Raw genomic sequence first — 19,481 nt, 5'->3', positions numbered from 1 at the left:
TGCGTCCCGGTTAAATCATTCACTCGCGCGCCACGCCCGCGTCAGACAACGACGCCCACGCCTTGGCCAGCGAGCCATTCAAATCGATGGCACGACAAGCGTGCTCGATCACGCAAACTTCGAAGCCCGCCGCCTTGGCGTCGAGTGCGCTCCATGCCACACAAAAGTCGGTCGCCAGCCCCACGCAATGCACGCGCCGGACACCTTTGTCTCGCAAATAGCCGGTCAGTCCGGTCGGCGTCTTTCGATCGGCCTCGAGAAACGCGGAATAGCTGTCCACCGCAGGGTGATAGCCCTTGCGTACTATGGCCTGCGCTTGCGGAATGTGCAGTGCGTCGTGCAAGGCCGCGCCGCGCGTGTCTTGCACACAGTGCGCCGGCCACAGCACCTGCTCGCCGTAGGGCAGCGCGATCGTCTCGAACGGCTGCCGTCCGGGATGATTCTCGGCAAACGAGACATGCCCCGACGGATGCCAGTCTTGCGTGAGTACCACGTGCGAAAAGCCGCCAGCCAGCGCGTTGATGGCCGGTACGACCTCGTCGCCATGCGGCACCGCAAGCGCGCCACCGGGCATGAAATCGTATTGCACGTCGATCACGAGCAAGACTTCGTCCATCGGTTTCATTGCATTCTCCTGCCCGCTTGTCGCGCGGCGAACCCGCTGCCGCGCATTGCCATTACCCGTTAAAACGCTTCCCGCTCTCGGCCAATTCGACAAGGCGTGCCGCAGGCGTCCAATCTTCACCATGCGCACTCGCTTCGAATTCGCGTACGCGCGCCAGCACCTTGTCGAGCCCCACCGTATCGGCGTAGAGCATCGGTCCGCCGCGCCATAACGGGAAACCGTAACCGTTCAGATACACCATATCGATGTCCGACGCGCGCGCCGCCGTGCCGTCGGCCAGCACCTTTGCACCTTCATTGACCAGCGCATAGACGAGCCGATCGACGATTTCGGCATCGGTGAACGAGTGCGGCACGATGCCGTGTTCGCGGCGATAGTCGTCGATCATCCGCTCGACCTCGGCCGACTCATGCGGAGTACGGTCGCCATCGGAATAGTTGTACCAACCGGCATGGGTCTTCTGACCATAGCGACCGGCTTCGCACAGCACATCGGCAATCTTCGGATACACCAGCCCCGGCTGTTCGGCATGCCGACGCTTGCGAATCGCCCAGCTCACGTCGTTACCCGCCAGATCGCTGGTCCGGAACGGCCCCATCGCAAAGCCGAACCGCTCGATGGCAGCATCGATTTGCGCGGGCGACGCGCCCTGCTCGATCATCCATTGCGATTGTTTGAAATACGGTTCGAGCATGCGGTTGCCGATGAAACCGTCGCACACGCGCGCCACAACGGCGAGCTTGCCGATACGTTTGGCGAGCTTCATCACCGTGGCCAGCACATCGTTGGCGGTATGGGCACCACGCACAACTTCGAGCAACCGCATGACATTGGCCGGGCTGAAGAAATGCATGCCGATCACGTCTTGCGCACGTCCTGTGGTTTCAGCGAGCACATCCAGATTGAGAGTCGACGTATTCGACGCGAGGATCGCGCCCGACTTTGCCACCTTGTCGAGTTCGCGGAACACCACCTGCTTGATCGCCATGTCTTCGAAGACGGCTTCGACGATCAGGTCGGCGTTTGCCACGGCGTTGAAGTCGGAACTGCCGTGAATGCGCGCGAGGCGCTTCTGTGCTTCGTCGGCGGCCATCTTGCCGCGTGTCACAGCGCGTGCGTAATTGCCGCGCATCGCCTCAAAGCCCCGGGCGAGCGCCGCGTCCGTGGTATCGACCAGCGTCACGGGAATTCCGGCATTGGCAAACGTCATGGCGATGCCGCTGCCCATCGTGCCCGCGCCGATCACCGCCACACGCTCGATGTTGCGAACCGGCGTATCGTCGGGCACGTCCGCAATCTTGGCCGCTGCACGCTCACCGAGGAACGCATGCCGCAGCGCTTTCGATTCCGGCGACGTGACGAGCGACACGAAACATTCACGCTCGAACTTCACGCCATCGTCAAACGGACGCAGCAGCGCCGCCTCCACCGCTGCCACGCATTTTTGCGGCGCGGGGAAATGCGGTTGCTCGCGCTGCACTTTCTCGCGCGCCGCGTCGATGGCAGCCTGCGCCGAACCATCGGCGTCTTCGATCGCAACATCGCGCAAGCGCGGAAGCGATTCTCCATGCGCGGCGACTTCGTTCGCAAAGGCGATAGCGCCCGTCAGAAGATCGTCATGCGTGCCTTCGAGCATCTTGGCAAACAGCGAGCCTGCCAGCGCTTCCGATTTCACGACTTTGCCCGTCACCACCATATCGAGCGCGCGCGTCACGCCGATGGCGCGCGGCAGCCGTTGTGTGCCGCCCGCACCGGGCAGCAGCCCGAGCTTGACTTCAGGCAGGGCAATTTGTGCGCCCGGCAACGCCACGCGGTAATGACACGCCAGCGCAAGTTCCAGCCCGCCGCCCATCGCGACAGCGTGTACGGCAGCGACCACCGGCTTCGCGCAGGCGTCCAGCGCATTGATCACATCGACGAGCAGCGGGCTTTGCGTGGCCTTCGGCGTATTGAACTCGCGAATGTCCGCACCGCCCGAGAACGCCTTGCCGCTGCCGATCAGCACGATGGCGCGTACCTGTGCGTCGGCCTGCGCCGTGGTCAGCCCCTCGGCAATGCCGGTACGCGTCGCGTGCCCCAGCCCATTGACCGGGGGATTCTCCAGCGTAATGACGGCTACGCCGTCACGGACTTCATATGCCGTGCTCATCGTTGTCTCTTTCCTTATTGTGGTGCCGTTGGGGGTGCCGTCAGTGCGTCGACTGCGGCAGAACGATCGTTCGATTCTAGCGCAGCTAGACCTCCAACCATTCGGCACGAATGTCGTCTGCGCCCGCCAGTTCGCCCGGCGTGCCTTCGAATACCAGTGCGCCGCGGCCCATGACCGCCACGCGTTGTGCACAACTCAGCGCGAGCGACAGCTTCTGCTCGATGAGCAAGATGGCGACGCCGGACGCGCGCAGCTCCGTCAGAATGCGCCCGATACGGGCGACCACGCGTGGCGCCAGCCCTTCGGTGGGCTCGTCGACAATTAGCAGATCGGGACCGGCCATTAACGCGCGGCACAGCGACAGCAATTGTTGCTCGCCGCCTGAGAGCGCCGCCGACGGGGCGTCCCGGCGCGGTGCCAGTTCCTCGAAGCGCTCGAAGGCCTGCGCCAGCGTGAGCGCTCGGGGCCTCGACGCCTGCCCCTGCACCCCCTGTCCCGCCTGTTCCGGCTCGCTGCGACGCCCCGCTCGCTGCCACCACCGGCTGGGCGCGTGCGTGCCTCGCTGACCTAGCAGCAGGTTTTGCGTCACGGTGAGTGGGCCGAAAACGTCACGCGTCTCCGGGACATAGCCGATGCCGAGCCGGGCGATCTCGTGCGGGGCCAGCGACACGAGCGATTTGCCCTGCCAGCGAATCTCGCCCTGCCGAGGCAGTTGTCCCATGATGGCGCGCGCGAGCGTGGACCGGCCAGCGCCGTTGCGCCCCAGCACGGCCACGATTTCGCCAGGTTCCACACGCAACGTGACGCCGTTGAGCACGCGAGCGCCGCCATAGCCAGCCTTCACGTCGACGAGATCAAGCATCGCGCCCCCTTCCGGCAGAGGCCGCGCCCAAGGCATCGGCATACTCGCCTAGATACGCCGTGCGGACATCCGGGTGTTCGCGAATCCGCGACGGCGCATCGCACGCGATAATCTTTCCGCGCGCGAGCACGGCGATCCGGTCGGCGAGCGAAAATACGACGCGCATATCGTGCTCGATCATCAACAGCGACCGGCCACGGCTAAGCTCGGCGATAAGCGCAACGACGCGGGCCGATTCGGACTGACTCATGCCTGCCGTCGGCTCGTCGAGCAGCATCACCTGCCCGGCAGCCGCGGCACACAGGCCGATCTCCAGTACGCGTTGCTCGGCGTAGCTAAGTGCGCCCGCCGGATCATCGCGGCGGGTATCCAGCCCGAGCCGCACCAACCACGCCTCACTGATGGCCGTGACGTCGCGCAACCCGCGCATACGTCGCCAGAAGGTGTAGCGGTGCCCGCTCGGCCACAACGCCGCACATCGCAGATGATCGACGACGCTCGTCTCCATAAACAGTTGCGACGTCTGGAAGCTGCGCGATAAGCCCAGACGGCTGATGACATGGGGCGCCCGGCCTGTCACATCGTGCTCGCCGAGTAAGACGCGGCCATGGTCAGGCGTCGTACGCCCGGAGATTACGTCGAAGAGCGTGCTCTTGCCCGCGCCATTCGGGCCGATGATCGCCAGCCGCTCGCCCGGCGCCAGTGTCAGGTCGACGGAGTCGAGCACCTGCGTGCGCCCGAACGACTTCCGGACCCCGCGCACGCTGAGGATCGGCTGTGACGACACGCGTGCGTCGCTGTTTGCGCGCGTCATGGCTGCCCTCCGGGTGCTTTGATCGCCGAGCGCGCGACTTGGCGCGAAACGTGGCACAAGCGGGGCCACGCCCGGCGCAGGCACGCCACACCGAGCAGCAGACTGATCATCGCAATGCCCCACGGTACCAAAACATGCCATCCATGAGGTGCGCTCATGTCGCCCAGCCACGACGGTCCGCGCTCGGCCGTAGCGGTCACGGCGAGACGCGCGCTGTAAGTCATTTCCACCAAGGCAATCAGTCCGCCCGCCAACAGCGCGCACCCCGCGCAAACGGCCAGATACGGACGCCACAGATGCCGTAACCCGCCACGATGCTGCGCGCGAAGCCCTCGAAGCGCCCGCACGTGCGCAGCGGCCAGCCCTGCGATGCCGCCCGGCGCAAACACCACGACGGCAAGAAAACTCAACCCTAGATACAACTGCCACGCCCTCGTGAGCGTTGCCAGCACCACGGTCGCGAAAACGCCGATGACCGCACCCGCGATCGGACCGGCGAAGTAGGCCGTGCCGCCCAGCACCGTGAATACCAACACGACGCCGGAGCGCTCAAGACTGAAGGTGTCTGCGCTGACCAGTTCGAAATTGAGCGCACCGAGCGCCCCAGCCACCCCGGCAAACGCCGCGGCAATGATCTGCATCCGGTAACGTACGGCCGCAGGCGACTGCCCCAGAAACGCGACGCGCGCCGCGTTGTCGCGCACCGCACGCGCGAGAAAACCGAGTGGTGTGCGCGTCACGCCATACATCAACGCCGCGCACACGAAGAGCCAGACGGCGACGAGACCATAGACCTCGCGCTGGGAACCGAAGGTCAGGCCGAGCCATGGCGCGCCCAGCGTGCGGTCGGTGGCAATGCCGCGCTCCCCGCCGAACCACTCGGGCAACATCGCGGCCATGACCCAGACCAATTCCGCCACGCCCAGCGTAATCATCGCGAACGTCATCCCCGCGCGGCGCGTGGTGACAAAACCGAGCGTCGCCCCCGCCAGCGCTCCTGCCACCGCACCGGCGAGCGGCACGACGATCATCGATACCGGCAACGCCCCGGCACCGATGCGATTCATGCACCAGACCCCCGCATACGCACCGATGCCCGCATACGTCGCGTGACAAAAACTCAGCAAGCCCGTCGAACCAAGCAGCAAGTTGAACGACAGCGCAAGAATGGCCGCCGTCCCCATCTGCGTCATCAGCGTGAGCGCAGCGTCGGACGGGAAGCACAGCGGTAACGCGACGAGCAGCATCGCGAATGCCGCCCAAATCGCCGCGCTCGCACGCTGGTCATTGCGATCGGCGTGCTGGATGGGGCCGACGGGGCCAAGGGGATCAAGAGGATCAATGTGGCTGCGAGATGCGTTGTCGGGTACGTCGAGCATCACCCCTCCCGCACGCCGAGCAAACCGCGTGGCCGCCACAACAGCACCGCTACCATCAGCAGATATGGCACGGCGGGTGCCAACTGCGACAACGTCAATCGGGAGAGCGGCGCGAGCGCATCGAGCAGCGCGCTCTGCGTGGCCTGCGGCCACCATGGCGCTAGACTCGCATCGCTCGTCACCGCCCATGTCTGCAAGACGCCGATCAGCAGCGACGCGACGAATGCGCCACTCAACGAACCTAGTCCGCCCACCACAACCACGACAAAAACCACACTGCCAACCGTCGCGGCCATGCCCGGCTCAGTGACCAACACGTTACCGCCCGCCGCGCCCGCGAGTGCCGCCAACGCAGCGCCGCAAGCAAACACCCCCGTGTAAAGCGCAGGCACGTTATAGCCAAGGGCCTGCGTCATGGCCGGTTGCGCCAACGCCGCCTGTAGCACCAGCCCGGCACGCGTGGCACGAAACGCGACCCACACCAGCAACGCAACCGCACACGCGAGCGCCATCAGGAACAGCCGGTAAGCCGGTACCGCCACGCCCATCACATTGACCAGCACGCCCTCGAACGCTGCTGGCACGACGTAGTCGACAGGCCCGCGCCCCCAAACCAGTTGCACCAGTTCCACCACGAGATACGCCAGACCGAAGGTCGCCAGCAGTTCCGCCAATGCCCCTCGGGAGCGCAGGCGCCGCAAGATGCCACGCTCGAACGCGGCGCCGAAGACGCCTACGATCAGTGGCGCGAAGATCAGTGCGGGCCAGAAACCGATTGCCGAAGACAACGCATAAGCAAAGTACGCCCCGAGCATGTAGAAGCTGGCATGCGCGAAGTTCAGCACGCCGAGCATGCTGAAAATCAACGTGAGCCCGCTCGACAACATGAAGAGCAGCAAGCCGTAGCTCACGCCGTTCACGAGGATGAGGCCAGCCGTGGCGCTCAGAAAATGCACTGCGACTCCTTGGTCAATGTCTTGTGTCGATGCCAACGAAAGACGCGGCAACTCGCGCCTATTCAGCGAGCAGGCGCTGCGCCGCGTCGAACGAAAATCTGGCTGACATTATAGGGGCCGCCGACCGCCGGATTCACGGCGAATCTGCCTTGAATCCGCGTCGCGACTGGCTTTTGAGACACTGCCGGTTGTCCCGTCAGACAATTCCGGCAGACGTTCGGTGATTGCGTAGCTTATGACGCCGCTTGATAGTCGCGGAATCGCTCACGTAGTTTGAGCTTGAGCATCTTGCCGGTCGCGGTGTGGGGAATCTCGTCGACAAACACGACGTCATCGGGAATCCACCACTTCACGACGCGGCCCTCGTAGAACGCCAACACGTCCTCGCGGGTGAGCGACGAACCGGGCTTGCGCACGACCACCAGCAACGGGCGCTCCTCCCACTTCGGATGTCGAACCGCAATGCACGCCGCCTCGTGAATCTCGGGGTGGGCCATTGCAATGTTTTCCACATCGATGGAGCTGATCCACTCGCCGCCCGACTTGATCACGTCCTTACTGCGGTCGGTGATCTGAACGTAGCCCTCGGGGTCGATCGTCGCCACATCGCCTGTTGGGAACCAGCCATCCACCAGCGGCGACGACTCACCACGGAAATACCGGTCGAGCACCCACGGACCCCGAGCGTGGAGGTCGCCGAATGCCTTGCCGTCCCATGGCAATTCTTCGCCTTCGGGGCCGACAATCTTCAGATCGACGCCATAAATCGCCGTGCCCTGCTTCTCCAGAATGTGTTGCTGGGCGTCCTCGGGCAGGTCGCGATGATGCTTGCGCAGGTGGCAAAGCGTGCCGAGCGGCGACATCTCGCTCATGCCCCAGGCATGGATGACGCGCACGCCGTAATCGCGCTCGAACGTCGTGAGCATCGCCGGTGGGCACGCCGAGCCGCCGATCACCGTGCGCTCCAGCGTCGAGAATCGCGCGCCGATCGACTTCACATACGTGAGCAAACCGAGCCAGACGGTCGGCACGCCCGCCGAGAACGTCACGCCCTCGGCTTCGAACAATTCATAGAGGGACTTGCCGTCGAGGTCTTTGCCGGGGAACACCAGCTTGGCACCGACGAGCGCGCTGGAATACGGCATACCCCACGCATTGACATGGAACATCGGCACGACGGGCAGCACGGCGTCGCGCGCCGACATCGCCATGGCGTCGGGCAGCGAGGCGCCAAATGCGTGCAACACCGTCGAGCGATGACTGTAGAGCACGCCCTTGGGGTTGCCGGTGGTGCCCGACGTGTAGCACAACCCGGAGGCCGTGTTTTCGTCCATCTCGGGCCATTGGTAAGCGTTGGCGTCCTCGGCCGCGAGCAGGTCTTCGTAGCACAGCAACGGCAGCGTCGACGCGGGCAGATGCGCGCGGTCGGTCATGGCGATCCAGCCCTGAACCCCGGGGCATTGCGGCGCGATCGCTTCGACCAGCGGCATGAAGTTGATGTCGAAGGCCACGTAGCGGTCTTCGGCGTGATTCACGATGAAGGCAATTTGCTCGGGGAACAGGCGCGGGTTGATCGTGTGCACGACGCTGCCCATGCCCGAGACGCCGTAGTAGAGCTCGAGATGGCGATAACCGTTCCATGCCAGCGTGCCCACCCGCTCGCCCGCGCCCACGCCAAGCCGTTGCAACGCCTGGGCCAGTTGCCGGCTTCGCTGCTCGGCGTCGCGCCAGGTGTAGCGATGAATGTCGCCTTCCACGCGACGCGAAACGATTTCGGTGTCGCCATGATGGCGGGCAGCGTGCGTGAGTAGCGAAGAAATCAGCAGCGGCGCGGCCATCATCTGGCCGAGGAGCGGTGTTGCCATGCGTCGAATCTCCAGAAAAGTCGGGATTACCGGAATATCGGGATACGTCTGGGCTACGGCTGGGATGAAACACGGCACGTGGCAGGCTGGCACGTCTCATGCGTGCATTCATGGTGCCACGCACTCCGATTCTTGACGCGCCCGGGCCGCCGGTCAACGCCGATCGCTTGTGCGGCGCAGCAAGCGCGGCATCCCCCGCCTGCTGGCCTTCCACGCGAAACACCAGCAAAGTGCCCTGCACCATGGCTCCTCGCTGCCTCGCCAAGCGGCAGCAGGCACAGGACACCTCAAGTAGAATGTTTGTTCACCATCAGGAACGTCCCCAATGTCGGCTTCAGACCGCCCCGCAAGCGCCTCCTCGGCGTCGGCCCCCGCGTCGTCCCCCGCGTCGTCCCCCGCGTCGTCCTCTTCGCTCAAAAATTTCGGCACCCTTAATTTGGCGAACCGATTCGCGACGCTCGGCCCCGACTTCTACACCCGCCTCTCACCCCAGCCGTTGCCCGAGCCTTATCTCGTCGGCTTTTCTGCCGACGCCGCACGCCTGCTCGGATGGTCGCCCGAGGCTGCGCGCGATCCGGAGTTTCTGGCAACGTTCGCCGGCAATCAGCCGTTGCCAGGCGGCGATCCGCTCGCCAGCGTCTACTCGGGTCATCAGTTCGGGGTCTGGGCCGGTCAGCTTGGCGACGGCCGTGCGCTGCTTCTCGGAGAAGCCGATGGCGCCGGCGGGCGCTGGGAAATTCAGCTCAAAGGGGGCGGCCTCACGCCGTACTCGCGTATGGGCGATGGCCGCGCCGTGTTGCGCTCGTCGATTCGCGAGTTTCTCTGTTCGGAAGCCATGTTCCATCTCGGCGTGCCGACGACCCGCGCGCTTTGCGTGATCGGCTCGGATGCGCCGGTGCGCCGCGAAACGATCGAGACGGCGGCCGTCGTCACGCGCCTCTCGCCCAGCTTCATCCGCTTCGGGCACTTCGAGCACTTCTGGGCGGCCGGTCAGCACGAGGCCTTGCGCCAACTCGCCGACTTCACCATCGATCACCATTACCCGCATTGCCGCGACGCCGACAATCCGTATCTCGCGCTGCTCGAAGCCGTCTGCGACGCGACCGCAGAACTCATTGCGCACTGGCAAGCCGTGGGCTTCTGCCATGGCGTGATGAATACGGACAACATGTCGATTCTGGGCCTCACGATCGATTACGGCCCGTTCGGTTTTCTCGACGCATTCAACGCCCATCACATCTGCAATCACTCGGATACGCAGGGACGCTACGCCTATCAGGCACAGCCCAACGTGGCGTACTGGAATCTGTTCTGTCTCGCGCAAGCGCTGCTGCCGCTGTTCGGTGAAGGAGATGAGGCGATCGAGCGCGCGCAATCGGTGTTGCCCGTCTTCAAGACACGCTTTGCCGAGGAAATCGACCTGCGCATGCGCGCCAAGCTGGGGCTGCGCGAGTCGCACGCCGATGACGAGGCGTTGATCAACCGTCTTTTCAAGCTGATGCATGAGGGGCGCGTGGACTTCACGCACCTGTTCCGCTCGCTGGCGACGCTGCAACTCGATAACCCAGCGGCAGACGCACCGCTGCGTGACATGTTCATCGATCGTCCGGGGTTCGATGCGTGGGCCGTCGACTATCGGGCACGTCTGCGCCACGAGGCCAGCACCGATGCGAAGCGCGCTGTTGCGATGCGTCTGGTCAATCCGAAATACGTGCTGCGCAACCATCTCGCCGAAGTCGCCATTCGACAAGCGCAAGTGAAGGATTTTTCGGAAGTCGACACGTTGCTGCGCGTGCTGTCACGCCCGTACGACGAGCAACCGGAGTTTGCGCGCTACGCCGAACTGCCGCCCGACTGGGCCGGTCAATTGGAAGTGAGCTGCTCGTCGTAACTGACACGTTGCGACGCATTGCGAATCCGGGAATTATCCCAATATGTGACTCGTCAGATGACACTCGGAACGTAGAATTCCGGGTAACGACGGGTCTGGAAATAGTCAGGAGAGTTTTCATGAGCAAAGTGGAAAAGAGCGATGCCGAGTGGCGTGCCCAGCTCGACGATGTCGAGTACCAAGTCACCCGAAACGCCGCGACCGAACGCGCCTTCACCGGGCGCTATTGGGATCACTGGAAAGACGGCACTTACCGGTGCGTTTGTTGCGGCGAGCCGCTCTTCCAATCGACGGACAAATTCGACGCCGGTTGCGGCTGGCCCAGCTATAGCAAGCCGATCGAGGGCGCGGGTGTCGATCAGGTGATGGATTACAGCCACGGCATGGTGCGCGTGGAAGTGCGTTGCCATAACTGCGACGCGCACCTTGGCCACGTGTTCGAAGACGGCCCCGCACCGACCGGTTTGCGTTACTGCATCAACTCGGCGTCGTTGAACTTCGACGACAAACCGGGCGAAGCCGAAGCCGGTAGCAAGACCGAAAAAGGCGACTAAAGCGACGAACGCGCCTGGTTTGGCGAGTCCCATCGAGCCGATGGGCTCGCCGCAGCGATACAGGGAAGTCACCGATTGGCGGTTGGTATTCTGCTATGCTGGGTTTCCTCTATCAAAAACAAGGAACGCCTCTCATGTCCGTGCAAAAGTCTCGCTTCGCCCTGCTTCTCGCAGCGGCCACCACCGTTGCGGCGCTGTCGGCTACGCCGGCCAGCGCGCAGTACACGGGCCCGGGTGCCCCCGCCGCCGGCAGCACGATCGGCCCGGCAGTGATGCCCGGCGTGACGAACGTTCAGCAGGCACTCTCCGCCCCCGACGATTCGCAAGCCATCATTGAAGGCTTCATCGTCAACCGCATCAAGCACGAGCACTACACGTTCCGCGACGACGCCGGCCACACCATCGAAATCGAGCTCGACGACAAGTACTGGCCGCAAGGCGTCAAGATCGACGACAAGACCCGCGTGCGCATTACCGGTGAAGTGGATCGCCATCGTCATCGTCCGAGCGACATCGACGTGAAGCGACTCGAAATCGTTCGCTAAGCGCACATTCTGATAGCAGGGGCTTTGAAATATAATGCGGGTTTGCCGCTCGACGGGATTCACCGATGCGCGCTGAGCGCGGATTCAGCGTGAATGCTTCAGACTGGCAAGCCCGCAGCCCCCAAGTCGAGACCCCATGAAATTTCTGTTCGACCTGTTACCGGTCATTCTGTTTTTCGTCGCCTTCAAGTTCGCCGGCATTTACGTTGCCACGGGCATTGCGATTGCCGCCACGATCGCGCAGGTCATCTGGATGTGGGTTCGCCACCGCAAGGTCGAGCCTATGCAGTGGGTGAGCCTCGGCATCATCGTGGTTTTCGGCGGTGCCACCATCCTGTTGCACAACGACACCTTCATCAAGTGGAAGCCCACCGCGCTTTATTGGCTGTTCGCGGTGACGTTGTTCGTGGCGGAACTCATGTTCGATAAGAACCTGATTCGCGCCATGATGGAAAAGCAAATGGCCTTGCCCGAGCACCTGTGGCGCTCCGTGAATTTCAGCTGGGCGCTTTTCTTCCTCGCGATGGGTGCGCTCAATCTGGTCATCGCTTATCAGTTCTCGACCGACGTCTGGGTGAACTTCAAGCTGTTCGGCGGCATGGGCCTCATGGTGGTGTTCATCGTCGTGCAGAGCCTTTGGCTCGCGAAGTACATCAAGCAAGACGACTAATTCGCTCCGGAGCCCCCTCATGACCATGGAACAGCAAATCGAGGCGCGTCTGACTGCCGCCCTCGCTCCCACCGAGTTCGCGCTCGAGAACGACAGCGCGCGTCATGCCGGCCATGCCGGTGCGGCGTCGGGCGGGCATTACAACCTTCGTATCGTCTCCGCCGCTTTCACCGGCCGCAACCGCGTGGCGCGGCATCGGCTGGTGTATGATGCGCTTGCCGATTTGATGCAGAACGGCATTCACGCCCTCGCCATCGTCGCGCTCGCCCCAGGCGAAGCGTAAGAACGCGTGCGACGCGTCCCCCGTCGATTAACCTTGCCTTCGTCATTCGTTAGGAAAAACAGCATGGCATTGAAACTCGCCCGCACGGCCTTGGCGCTTGCCGCCACCGTGTCGCTGACCGCCGTCTCCCTCCCCGCCCTTGCCCAGAATGTTGCCGTCGTGAACGGCACGCCGGTGCCCGTTTCGCGTGCCGACGCAATGGTGCGTGAAATGGTTCGTCAGGGCCAACCGAACTCGCCGCAACTGCAACAGCAAGTGCGCGAAGAACTGGTCAAGCGCGAAATTCTCGCGCAAGAAGCTGTGCGTCAAGGCCTCGCAAGCAACACCGACGTGAAGGCTCAGGTCGAACTGGCTAAGCAAGGCGTGCTGATCCGCGCGCTGATCGCCAACTTCCAGAAGACCTCGCCGGTCACCGATGCCGACTTGCAGGCTCGCTACGACCAGTTGAAGAAGCAATTCGGCGACAAGGAATACCACGCTCGCCACATCCTCGTGCCGGATGAAAAGACGGCCAACGACATCATTGCCAAGCTCAAGGGCGGTGCAAGTTTCGCCGATCTGGCCAAGCAGTACTCGAAGGACCCGGGTTCGGCGCAAAACGGTGGTGACCTCGACTGGTCGCCGGCGAATGCGTACGTGCCGGAGTTCGCCGATGCCCTGCAAAAGCTGCAAAAGGGTCAGTACACGCAAGCCCCGGTGAAGACCTCGTTCGGCTATCACGTCATCGAGCTCGACGACATGCGTGACGCACAGATCCCGCCGCTGGCCGACGTCAAGCCGCAACTCGTGCAACAGATGCAAGAAGAGAAGCTTCAAAACTTCATCGACGGTCTTGAGAAGAAAGCCAAGATTCAGTAAGCATCTTCGCTGTCTTGTCTGACTTGAAAAACCCGCCGCGAGGCGGGTTTTTCTTTGGGCGATCGCATCGCGCAGCGCGTCCAATAAAAAAACCACCTGTCCCATCACAGGGCAGGTGGTTTCTCGTCAACGACGCCGAGGCGTCGCCCAATACTTCACAAAGCAGACTTACGCGACCCAGCGGCGTGCGTTGCGGAACATGCGCATCCACGGGCTGTCTTCACCCCATTGCGCCGGTGCCCAGCTCATTTGCACCGTGCGGAACACGCGCTCCGGGTGCGGCATCATGACCGTGAAGCGGCCATCGGCCGTCGTCACCGACGTAAGGCCGCGCGGCGAACCGTTCGGGTTGAACGGATACTGCTCGGTCGGCTGACCACGGTGATCGACAAAGCGCATCGCGGCAATCGCCTGATCGATGTTGCCCTGCTGGCCGAAGTTGGCGAAGCCCTCGCCGTGCGCGATCACGATCGGCAGTTGCGAGCCCGCCATGTCCTTAAAGAACAACGACGGCGAGTCGAGCACTTCGACTTGCGTCAGACGCGCTTCGTACTTCGACTGGTTGTACGTGAACTTCGGCCAAGCCGCAGCGCCCGGAATCAGGTTCGACAAGTTGCTCATCATCTGGCAACCGTTGCACACGCCCAGCGCGAACGTATCGGCACGGTTGAAGAAGCCCGCAAACTGTTCGGCCAGCGCCGGGTTGAACAAAATCGTCTTCGCCCAGCCTTCGCCCGCGCCCAGCGTGTCGCCATACGAGAAGCCGCCGCAGGCGATAAAGCCCTTGAAGTCGGCCAGCGCCTGACGACCAGCGAGCAGATCGCTCATGTGCACGTCGTACGCTTCGAAACCGGCCTTGTCGAGCACGTAGGCCATTTCCAGGTGCGAGTTCACACCCTGCTCGCGCAACACCGCCACCTTCGGGCGAACACCCGTTGCGATGAACGGTGCCGCGATATCTTCGTTCGCGTCGAACGTGAGTTTCGGCGACAGGCCCGGATCGCTCGTGTCGTTCAGCGCTTCGTATTCCGCATCGGCAGCCGCCGGGTTGTCGCGCAGGCGCGCAATGCGCCAGCTGACTTCCGACCAGAGACGTTGCAGTTCAGCACGCGGCGCACCGAACACTTTCTTGGCATCGCGATAAATCTCGATCACGTCGTTCGTGTTCGGCTTGCCGATCACGTTCGTGCAAGCCGACAAACCCGCTTCACGCAGCGCTTGCAGCACCGCGTCGCGATCGCTCGCGCGCACCTGAATCACGCCGCCCAGCTCTTCGGAGAACAGCGCGCGCAGCGTCTTGTCTTCGCGACGGCCCACCGTCTGCTTCGCCCAGTCTTTGGCGTCGCCGTAATCGGATTCGAAGCCTTCGTCCAGCGTAAGCATGTCGACATTGAGCGACACGCCCACGTGACCGGCAAACGCCATCTCGGCCACCGTGGCAAACAGACCGCCATCCGAGCGGTCGTGATAAGCCAGCAGCTTGCCGTCGCTATTGAGCGCTTGAATCGCATCGAAGAAGCGCTTGAGGTCCATCGGATCGTCGAGATCCGGTGCCACGTCGCCGATCTGCTGCGTCACTTGGGCGAGGATACTGCCGCCCAAACGGTTCTTGTTGTGGCCCAGATCGATAGCGATCAGCACCGTCTCGCCCACCTCGGCGGCCGAGCGCAGTTGCGGCGTCAGATGACCACGCACGTCTTCGACCGGCGCAAAGGCCGACACGATCAACGAAACCGGTGCCACCACGTCCTTGCTGCGGCCAGCGTCTTCCCACTTGGTGCGCATCGACAACGAATCTTTACCGACCGGAATCGACAGCCCCAGCGCCGGGCACAGTTCCATGCCCACAGCCTTGACCGTATCGAACAGCGCAGCGTCTTCGCCTTCGGTACCGCACGCTGCCATCCAGTTGGCCGACAGCTTGATTTGATCCAGCGAAGCAATCGGCGCGGCGGCGATATTGGTAATCGCTTCACCAACGGCCATGCGGCCCGATGCCGGGGCGTTGATCACGGCCAGCGGAGTCCGCTCGCCCATCGTCATCGCCTCGCCGCGGAAACCGGCGTAATCCATCAGCGAAATCGCGCAATCGGCCACCGGCACTTGCCACGGACCGACCATCTGATCGCGTGCGGTCAAGCCGCCCACGGTACGGTCGCCAATGGTAATCAGGAACGACTTGCTCGCCACCGTCGGGTGACGCAGCACGGCACGCGCCACTTCGTCGAGCGACAGACCGGTCACGTCGACCGGCGGAAGTTCCGCCGCGACACGCGTGACATCGCGGTGCATACGCGGCGGCTTGCCGAGCAGCACATCCATCGGCATGTCGACCGGATCCGGCGACTCCGGATGCATCGGGTCGACCAGCTTCAGTTGACGTTCTTCGGTCGAAACACCGACCACAGCGACCGGGCAACGCTCACGCTGGCAAACCGCCTGGAATGCCGGGAAGCTGTCCGGCGCAATCGCCAGCACGTAGCGCTCTTGCGCTTCATTGCTCCAAATCTCGGCAGGCGACATGCCCGACTCTTCAAGCTGCACCTGACGCAGATCGAACAGCGCGCCCTTGCCTGCGCCGTCGACCAATTCGGGGAATGCGTTCGAGATACCGCCCGCGCCCACGTCATGAATCGACAGGATCGGGTTGGCCTCGCCCTGACGCCAGCACCAGTTGATGACTTCCTGCGCACGGCGTTCGATTTCCGGATTCCCGCGCTGCACCGAGTCGAAGTCGAGTTCCGCCGTGTTGGTGCCGGTGGCCATCGAGCTGGCAGCGCCGCCGCCCATGCCGATGCGCATGCCCGGGCCGCCGATCTGGATGAGCAGCGTGCCGGCCGGCAGGTCGTGTTTGTGGGTGTGTTGTGCCGCGATATTGCCCAACCCGCCGGCAATCATGATCGGCTTGTGATAGCCACGTACGCGGCCACCGACATTCTGCTCGTAAACACGGAAGTAACCGCCGAGGTTCGGACGGCCAAATTCGTTGTTGAACGCAGCGCCGCCGAGCGGGCCGTCGATCATGATTTGCAGCGGCGACGCGATGCGATCCGGGCGGCCGTAATCGGCGCCGGTGTCGTCAGGCTTGCGCAACGTGAGCGGCACCGCGACGTCGCGGTCGTTTTCCCACGGCTCGCGTGCATCCGGCAGGGCCAGATTCGAGACGGTGAAGCCGGTCAGCCCCGACTTCGGCGTCGATCCACGGCCCGTTGCGCCTTCGTCGCGGATCTCGCCGCCCGCGCCCGTCGACGCGCCCGGGAACGGCGAAATGGCCGTCGGGTGGTTGTGCGTCTCGACCTTCATCAGCGTGTGCGTCAGCTCGACGCTGCGGCCGTACTTGGCATCGGCACCGCGCGGATACCAACGCTCGACCTCGGCACCTTCCATCACCGACGCGTTGTCCGAGTACGCCACCACCGTACCTTGCGGGTGCAGTTGGTGCGTGTTCTTGATCATCTGGAACAGCGACTTGTCTTGCGCTTCGCCGTCGATCGTCCACTGCGCGTTGAAAATCTTGTGGCGGCAATGCTCGCTGTTGGCCTGCGCGAACATCATCAATTCGACATCGGTCGGGTTACGCTTCAGGCCGACGAACGCTTCAACCAGATAGTCGATTTCATCTTCGGCCAGCGCCAGACCCAGTTCGCGGTTCGCGGCTTCCAGCGCGCTGCGGCCCACTCCGATCACGTCGACCGTTTGCAACGGCTTAGCGGGCAACTCGACGAACAGCGCCTCGGCATCTTTGCGCGTGGCGACGACCGTCTCGGTCATGCGGTCGTGCAGCACGTCCGCGACGCGTGCGAGGACGTCGGCCGACAGCGACTTCTTGCCGCCCAGCAGGCCCGACTTCACACCAACGGTGTATTCGACGGCGCGCTCGATACGGCGTACGTCGGCGATACCGCAGTTGTGCGCAATATCGGTGGCCTTGCTCGCCCACGGCGAGATCGTGCCCAGACGCGGGATGACCAGCAACTGGTCGCCCACCGGCTCTTCGCGCACCGGCTCACCGTAGGTCAGCAGGCCCGCCACACGGGCCACGTCGTCGCTCGATAGCGGCGCGGCGCTGGCCACCAGGTGCACGTAGCGCGCGTCGATACGCACGATCGAGCTGTCGATGGCTTGCAGGGTCTGCAAAAGACGTTGCTGGCGGAATTCGGAGAGCGCCAAGGCGCCGGCGAAGCAGGCAATGTGAGTCATGGAAGGACGGAAGGCGAGGCGTTCAAAACGCGGGGGAACGACAAACCGCGATTATACCCTGCTTACCCGGGGTTATACCCGAGTGCGCGTTGTCCGATTTTGCAAGCCGGAACGCCAAACTCAGGGCGATCGCGGCCATAGGAACCGGGCGGCACGGGGGCTTTGCCAACGCCTCGGGACCGGCTCAAGCTGGGCACCCGCCCACTTTTTCTGCCCGCAAACCCTTGTCGCACGGGCCTTCTCCCCGCGAGGCGCCCTGCCGTGGCCGCTCTCTGGTAACCTATGCGCCCCGTGACGAGCACACGCGGCCCAAGTTTTTCGGCATGCGCGCGACTCAGTCAGGCAATACAGAACGACACTAACAAGCGAACGTACGGGCGTTTGCCACACACCAGACGGTTGGGAATGAAGGTCATCGTTATCGGCGGCGGGGTTATCGGCACATGCACCGCCTACTATCTGGCCGCCTCGGGGCATACCGTTACGCTCGTCGAGCGCAACAGCACAGTCGCGCAGGAAAGCAGCTTCGGCAACGCCGGTGTCATCGCACCCGGCTACGTCACGCCGTGGGCCGCGCCCGGCATGCCGCGCAAACTGCTCGGCTACATGTTCAGTTCGGCAAGCCCGTTGATTTTCCGTCCCGGCCTGTCGCGCGGTACGTGGCGCTGGGCGGCGCGCTGGCTGCGCGAATGCAAGATCGAACGCTATCGCGCCAATCGCGAGCGTATGCAACGTCTGGCGTTCTATAGCCAGCGCTGCCTGCATGAGCTGCGCGAACAGCATGTCTTCGAGTACGAACACACGCAGGGTTATCTGCAACTGTTCCGCACCGAGCGCGACATCAAGATGAACGAACCGGCGCGCGCCATGCTCGCCGAGAACGAGGTGCCGCACCGTCTGCTCACCGCCGACGAGTGCCGCAAGCTCGAACCGTCGATTTCGACCGACGCGCCGCTCGCGGGCGGCCTGCATCTGCCGCGCGACGAAACCGGCAACTGCCCCCTGTTCACCAAGCGTCTCGCGCAAATCGCGCGCGACATGGGCGTGACGCTCGCCACCGAGACGACGGTGCTCGCCGTGCGGCCGAATCTGGGCCGCGCCGGTGTGAGCGTCGAGACCGCCAGCACGGCCGACCCGCTGCAAGTCGCCATTCTGGAAGCGGATGCCGTCGTCATCGCCGCAGGTGTGGCAAGTACGGCGCTGCTCGGGCCACTCGGCATCGATCTGCCGCTTTGGCCGATCAAGGGCTATTCGCTCACCGTCCCCGTGAAAAACGAACTGTTCAGCCCGCGCATCGCGGTGATGGACGAGTCGTACAAAACGGCGATCACGCCGCAAGGCAACCGGCTGCGTATCGCAGGCACGGCCGAGTTGGGTGACACGCAACTCGTGCTGCGCGAGCGCGCCATCGCCACGCTCTACAAAGTGGCGACGGACTGGTTCCCCGGTGCAGGCAAGTACCGTGAAGCCCGTGCTTGGGTCGGCGCCCGCCCGATGCTGCCCGATGGCCCGCCTTTGCTCGGCGCGACGCATTTGCCCGGCATCTACCTCAATCTCGGCCACGGCTCGACCGGCTGGGCGATGGCTTGCGGCTCAGGACGCATCCTGGCCGACGTCATCTCCGGCCAAACGCCCGATATCGATCTCAACGGGCTGACGCTCGCGCGGTATTCCCACTGATCGCACCGATCACATTGATTCCCCCCACTTATCCACGGGTTGCGCACATGACCGTGGCACTGATGGCTTCGGCCGTCAGTGAATACCGACGGCACGTCGGGGAATGCGCTGGCAGGCACACGGCGGCAATCGCGGCATAATCGTCGAATT

At 63.6% G+C, this 19,481-nt stretch carries 15 protein-coding genes; 7 read left to right on the top strand and 8 right to left on the bottom strand.

The genetic code is table 11. The features are described 5' to 3' along the window. Positions 1 to 19: 19 nt before the first annotated feature. From pncA to PPN31114_RS01760, 7 genes are all read right to left on the bottom strand, one after another. On the bottom strand, positions 20 to 625 hold the full coding sequence (gene pncA / locus PPN31114_RS01790; RefSeq protein WP_150677785.1) for a bifunctional nicotinamidase/pyrazinamidase: 606 nt from the start codon (positions 623 to 625) through the stop codon (positions 20 to 22). A gap of 52 nt (positions 626 to 677) precedes the next feature. Then, positions 678 to 2,774 carry a 3-hydroxyacyl-CoA dehydrogenase NAD-binding domain-containing protein gene (locus tag PPN31114_RS01785; RefSeq protein ID WP_150677784.1) on the bottom strand — a complete coding sequence of 699 codons (2,097 nt, stop codon included), beginning with the start codon at positions 2,772 to 2,774 and terminating at the stop codon, positions 678 to 680. Between the two features lie 85 nt (positions 2,775 to 2,859). Then, positions 2,860 to 3,636 (bottom strand): ABC transporter ATP-binding protein, encoded by a 777-nt coding sequence (locus PPN31114_RS01780; RefSeq protein WP_150677783.1) that lies wholly within the window; start codon positions 3,634 to 3,636, stop codon positions 2,860 to 2,862. Continuing rightward, positions 3,629 to 4,450, bottom strand: a complete 822-nt coding sequence (locus tag PPN31114_RS01775; RefSeq protein WP_150677782.1) for an ABC transporter ATP-binding protein — start codon at positions 4,448 to 4,450, stop codon at positions 3,629 to 3,631. The genes PPN31114_RS01780 and PPN31114_RS01775 overlap by 8 nt, the downstream gene beginning before the upstream one ends. Continuing rightward, complete coding sequence (locus tag PPN31114_RS01770; RefSeq protein WP_246182360.1) at positions 4,447 to 5,829, bottom strand: branched-chain amino acid ABC transporter permease; 1,383 nt, start codon at positions 5,827 to 5,829, stop codon at positions 4,447 to 4,449. Before PPN31114_RS01770 ends, PPN31114_RS01775 begins: the two co-directional genes overlap by 4 nt. After that, on the bottom strand, positions 5,829 to 6,785 hold the full coding sequence (locus tag PPN31114_RS01765; RefSeq protein WP_150677781.1) for a branched-chain amino acid ABC transporter permease: 957 nt from the start codon (positions 6,783 to 6,785) through the stop codon (positions 5,829 to 5,831). The genes PPN31114_RS01770 and PPN31114_RS01765 overlap by 1 nt, the downstream gene beginning before the upstream one ends. Positions 6,786 to 7,018: 233 nt before the next feature. Next, entirely contained in the window at positions 7,019 to 8,650 is a 1,632-nt protein-coding gene (locus PPN31114_RS01760; protein WP_150677780.1) for a 3-(methylthio)propionyl-CoA ligase, read from the bottom strand. Between the two features lie 325 nt (positions 8,651 to 8,975). Here PPN31114_RS01760 and PPN31114_RS01755 point away from each other — a divergent pair, with 325 nt between their 5' ends. From PPN31114_RS01755 to PPN31114_RS01730, 6 genes are all read left to right on the top strand, one after another. Continuing rightward, positions 8,976 to 10,541 (top strand): protein adenylyltransferase SelO, encoded by a 1,566-nt coding sequence (locus tag PPN31114_RS01755; protein WP_150677779.1) that lies wholly within the window; start codon positions 8,976 to 8,978, stop codon positions 10,539 to 10,541. Positions 10,542 to 10,660: 119 nt separating this feature from the next. Further along, a complete protein-coding gene (gene msrB / locus PPN31114_RS01750; RefSeq protein ID WP_150677778.1) occupies positions 10,661 to 11,095 on the top strand; it encodes a peptide-methionine (R)-S-oxide reductase MsrB in 435 nt (144 codons plus the stop codon). A 134-nt stretch (positions 11,096 to 11,229) separates the two neighbouring features. Next, positions 11,230 to 11,640: a YgiW/YdeI family stress tolerance OB fold protein gene (locus PPN31114_RS01745; protein WP_174987559.1), complete on the top strand. Its 411-nt coding sequence runs from the start codon at positions 11,230 to 11,232 to the stop codon at positions 11,638 to 11,640. A gap of 136 nt (positions 11,641 to 11,776) precedes the next feature. Beyond that, complete coding sequence (locus PPN31114_RS01740; RefSeq protein ID WP_150677776.1) at positions 11,777 to 12,310, top strand: septation protein A; 534 nt, start codon at positions 11,777 to 11,779, stop codon at positions 12,308 to 12,310. 19 nt (positions 12,311 to 12,329) lie between these two features. Beyond that, positions 12,330 to 12,593, top strand: a complete 264-nt coding sequence (locus tag PPN31114_RS01735) for a BolA family protein (protein WP_150677775.1) — start codon at positions 12,330 to 12,332, stop codon at positions 12,591 to 12,593. A 63-nt stretch (positions 12,594 to 12,656) separates the two neighbouring features. Next, positions 12,657 to 13,451, top strand: coding sequence for a peptidylprolyl isomerase (locus PPN31114_RS01730; RefSeq protein ID WP_150677774.1), 795 nt, complete (start codon positions 12,657 to 12,659; stop codon positions 13,449 to 13,451). Between the two features lie 168 nt (positions 13,452 to 13,619). On the opposite strand, the gene purL is transcribed toward PPN31114_RS01730, so the two are convergent. After that, on the bottom strand, positions 13,620 to 17,651 hold the full coding sequence (purL, locus tag PPN31114_RS01725; RefSeq protein ID WP_150677773.1) for a phosphoribosylformylglycinamidine synthase: 4,032 nt from the start codon (positions 17,649 to 17,651) through the stop codon (positions 13,620 to 13,622). Between the two features lie 405 nt (positions 17,652 to 18,056). Between purL and PPN31114_RS01720 the strand changes: the two genes are divergently transcribed. After that, entirely contained in the window at positions 18,057 to 19,331 is a 1,275-nt protein-coding gene (locus tag PPN31114_RS01720; RefSeq protein ID WP_150677772.1) for a D-amino acid dehydrogenase, read from the top strand. Positions 19,332 to 19,481 lie beyond the last annotated feature (150 nt).

This window comes from Pandoraea pneumonica (assembly GCF_902459645.1).
GTDB lineage: Bacteria > Pseudomonadota > Gammaproteobacteria > Burkholderiales > Burkholderiaceae > Pandoraea > Pandoraea pneumonica.
The sequence above is the reverse complement of the archived record's forward strand: the minus strand, read 5'-3'. Positions and strand labels throughout refer to the sequence as shown.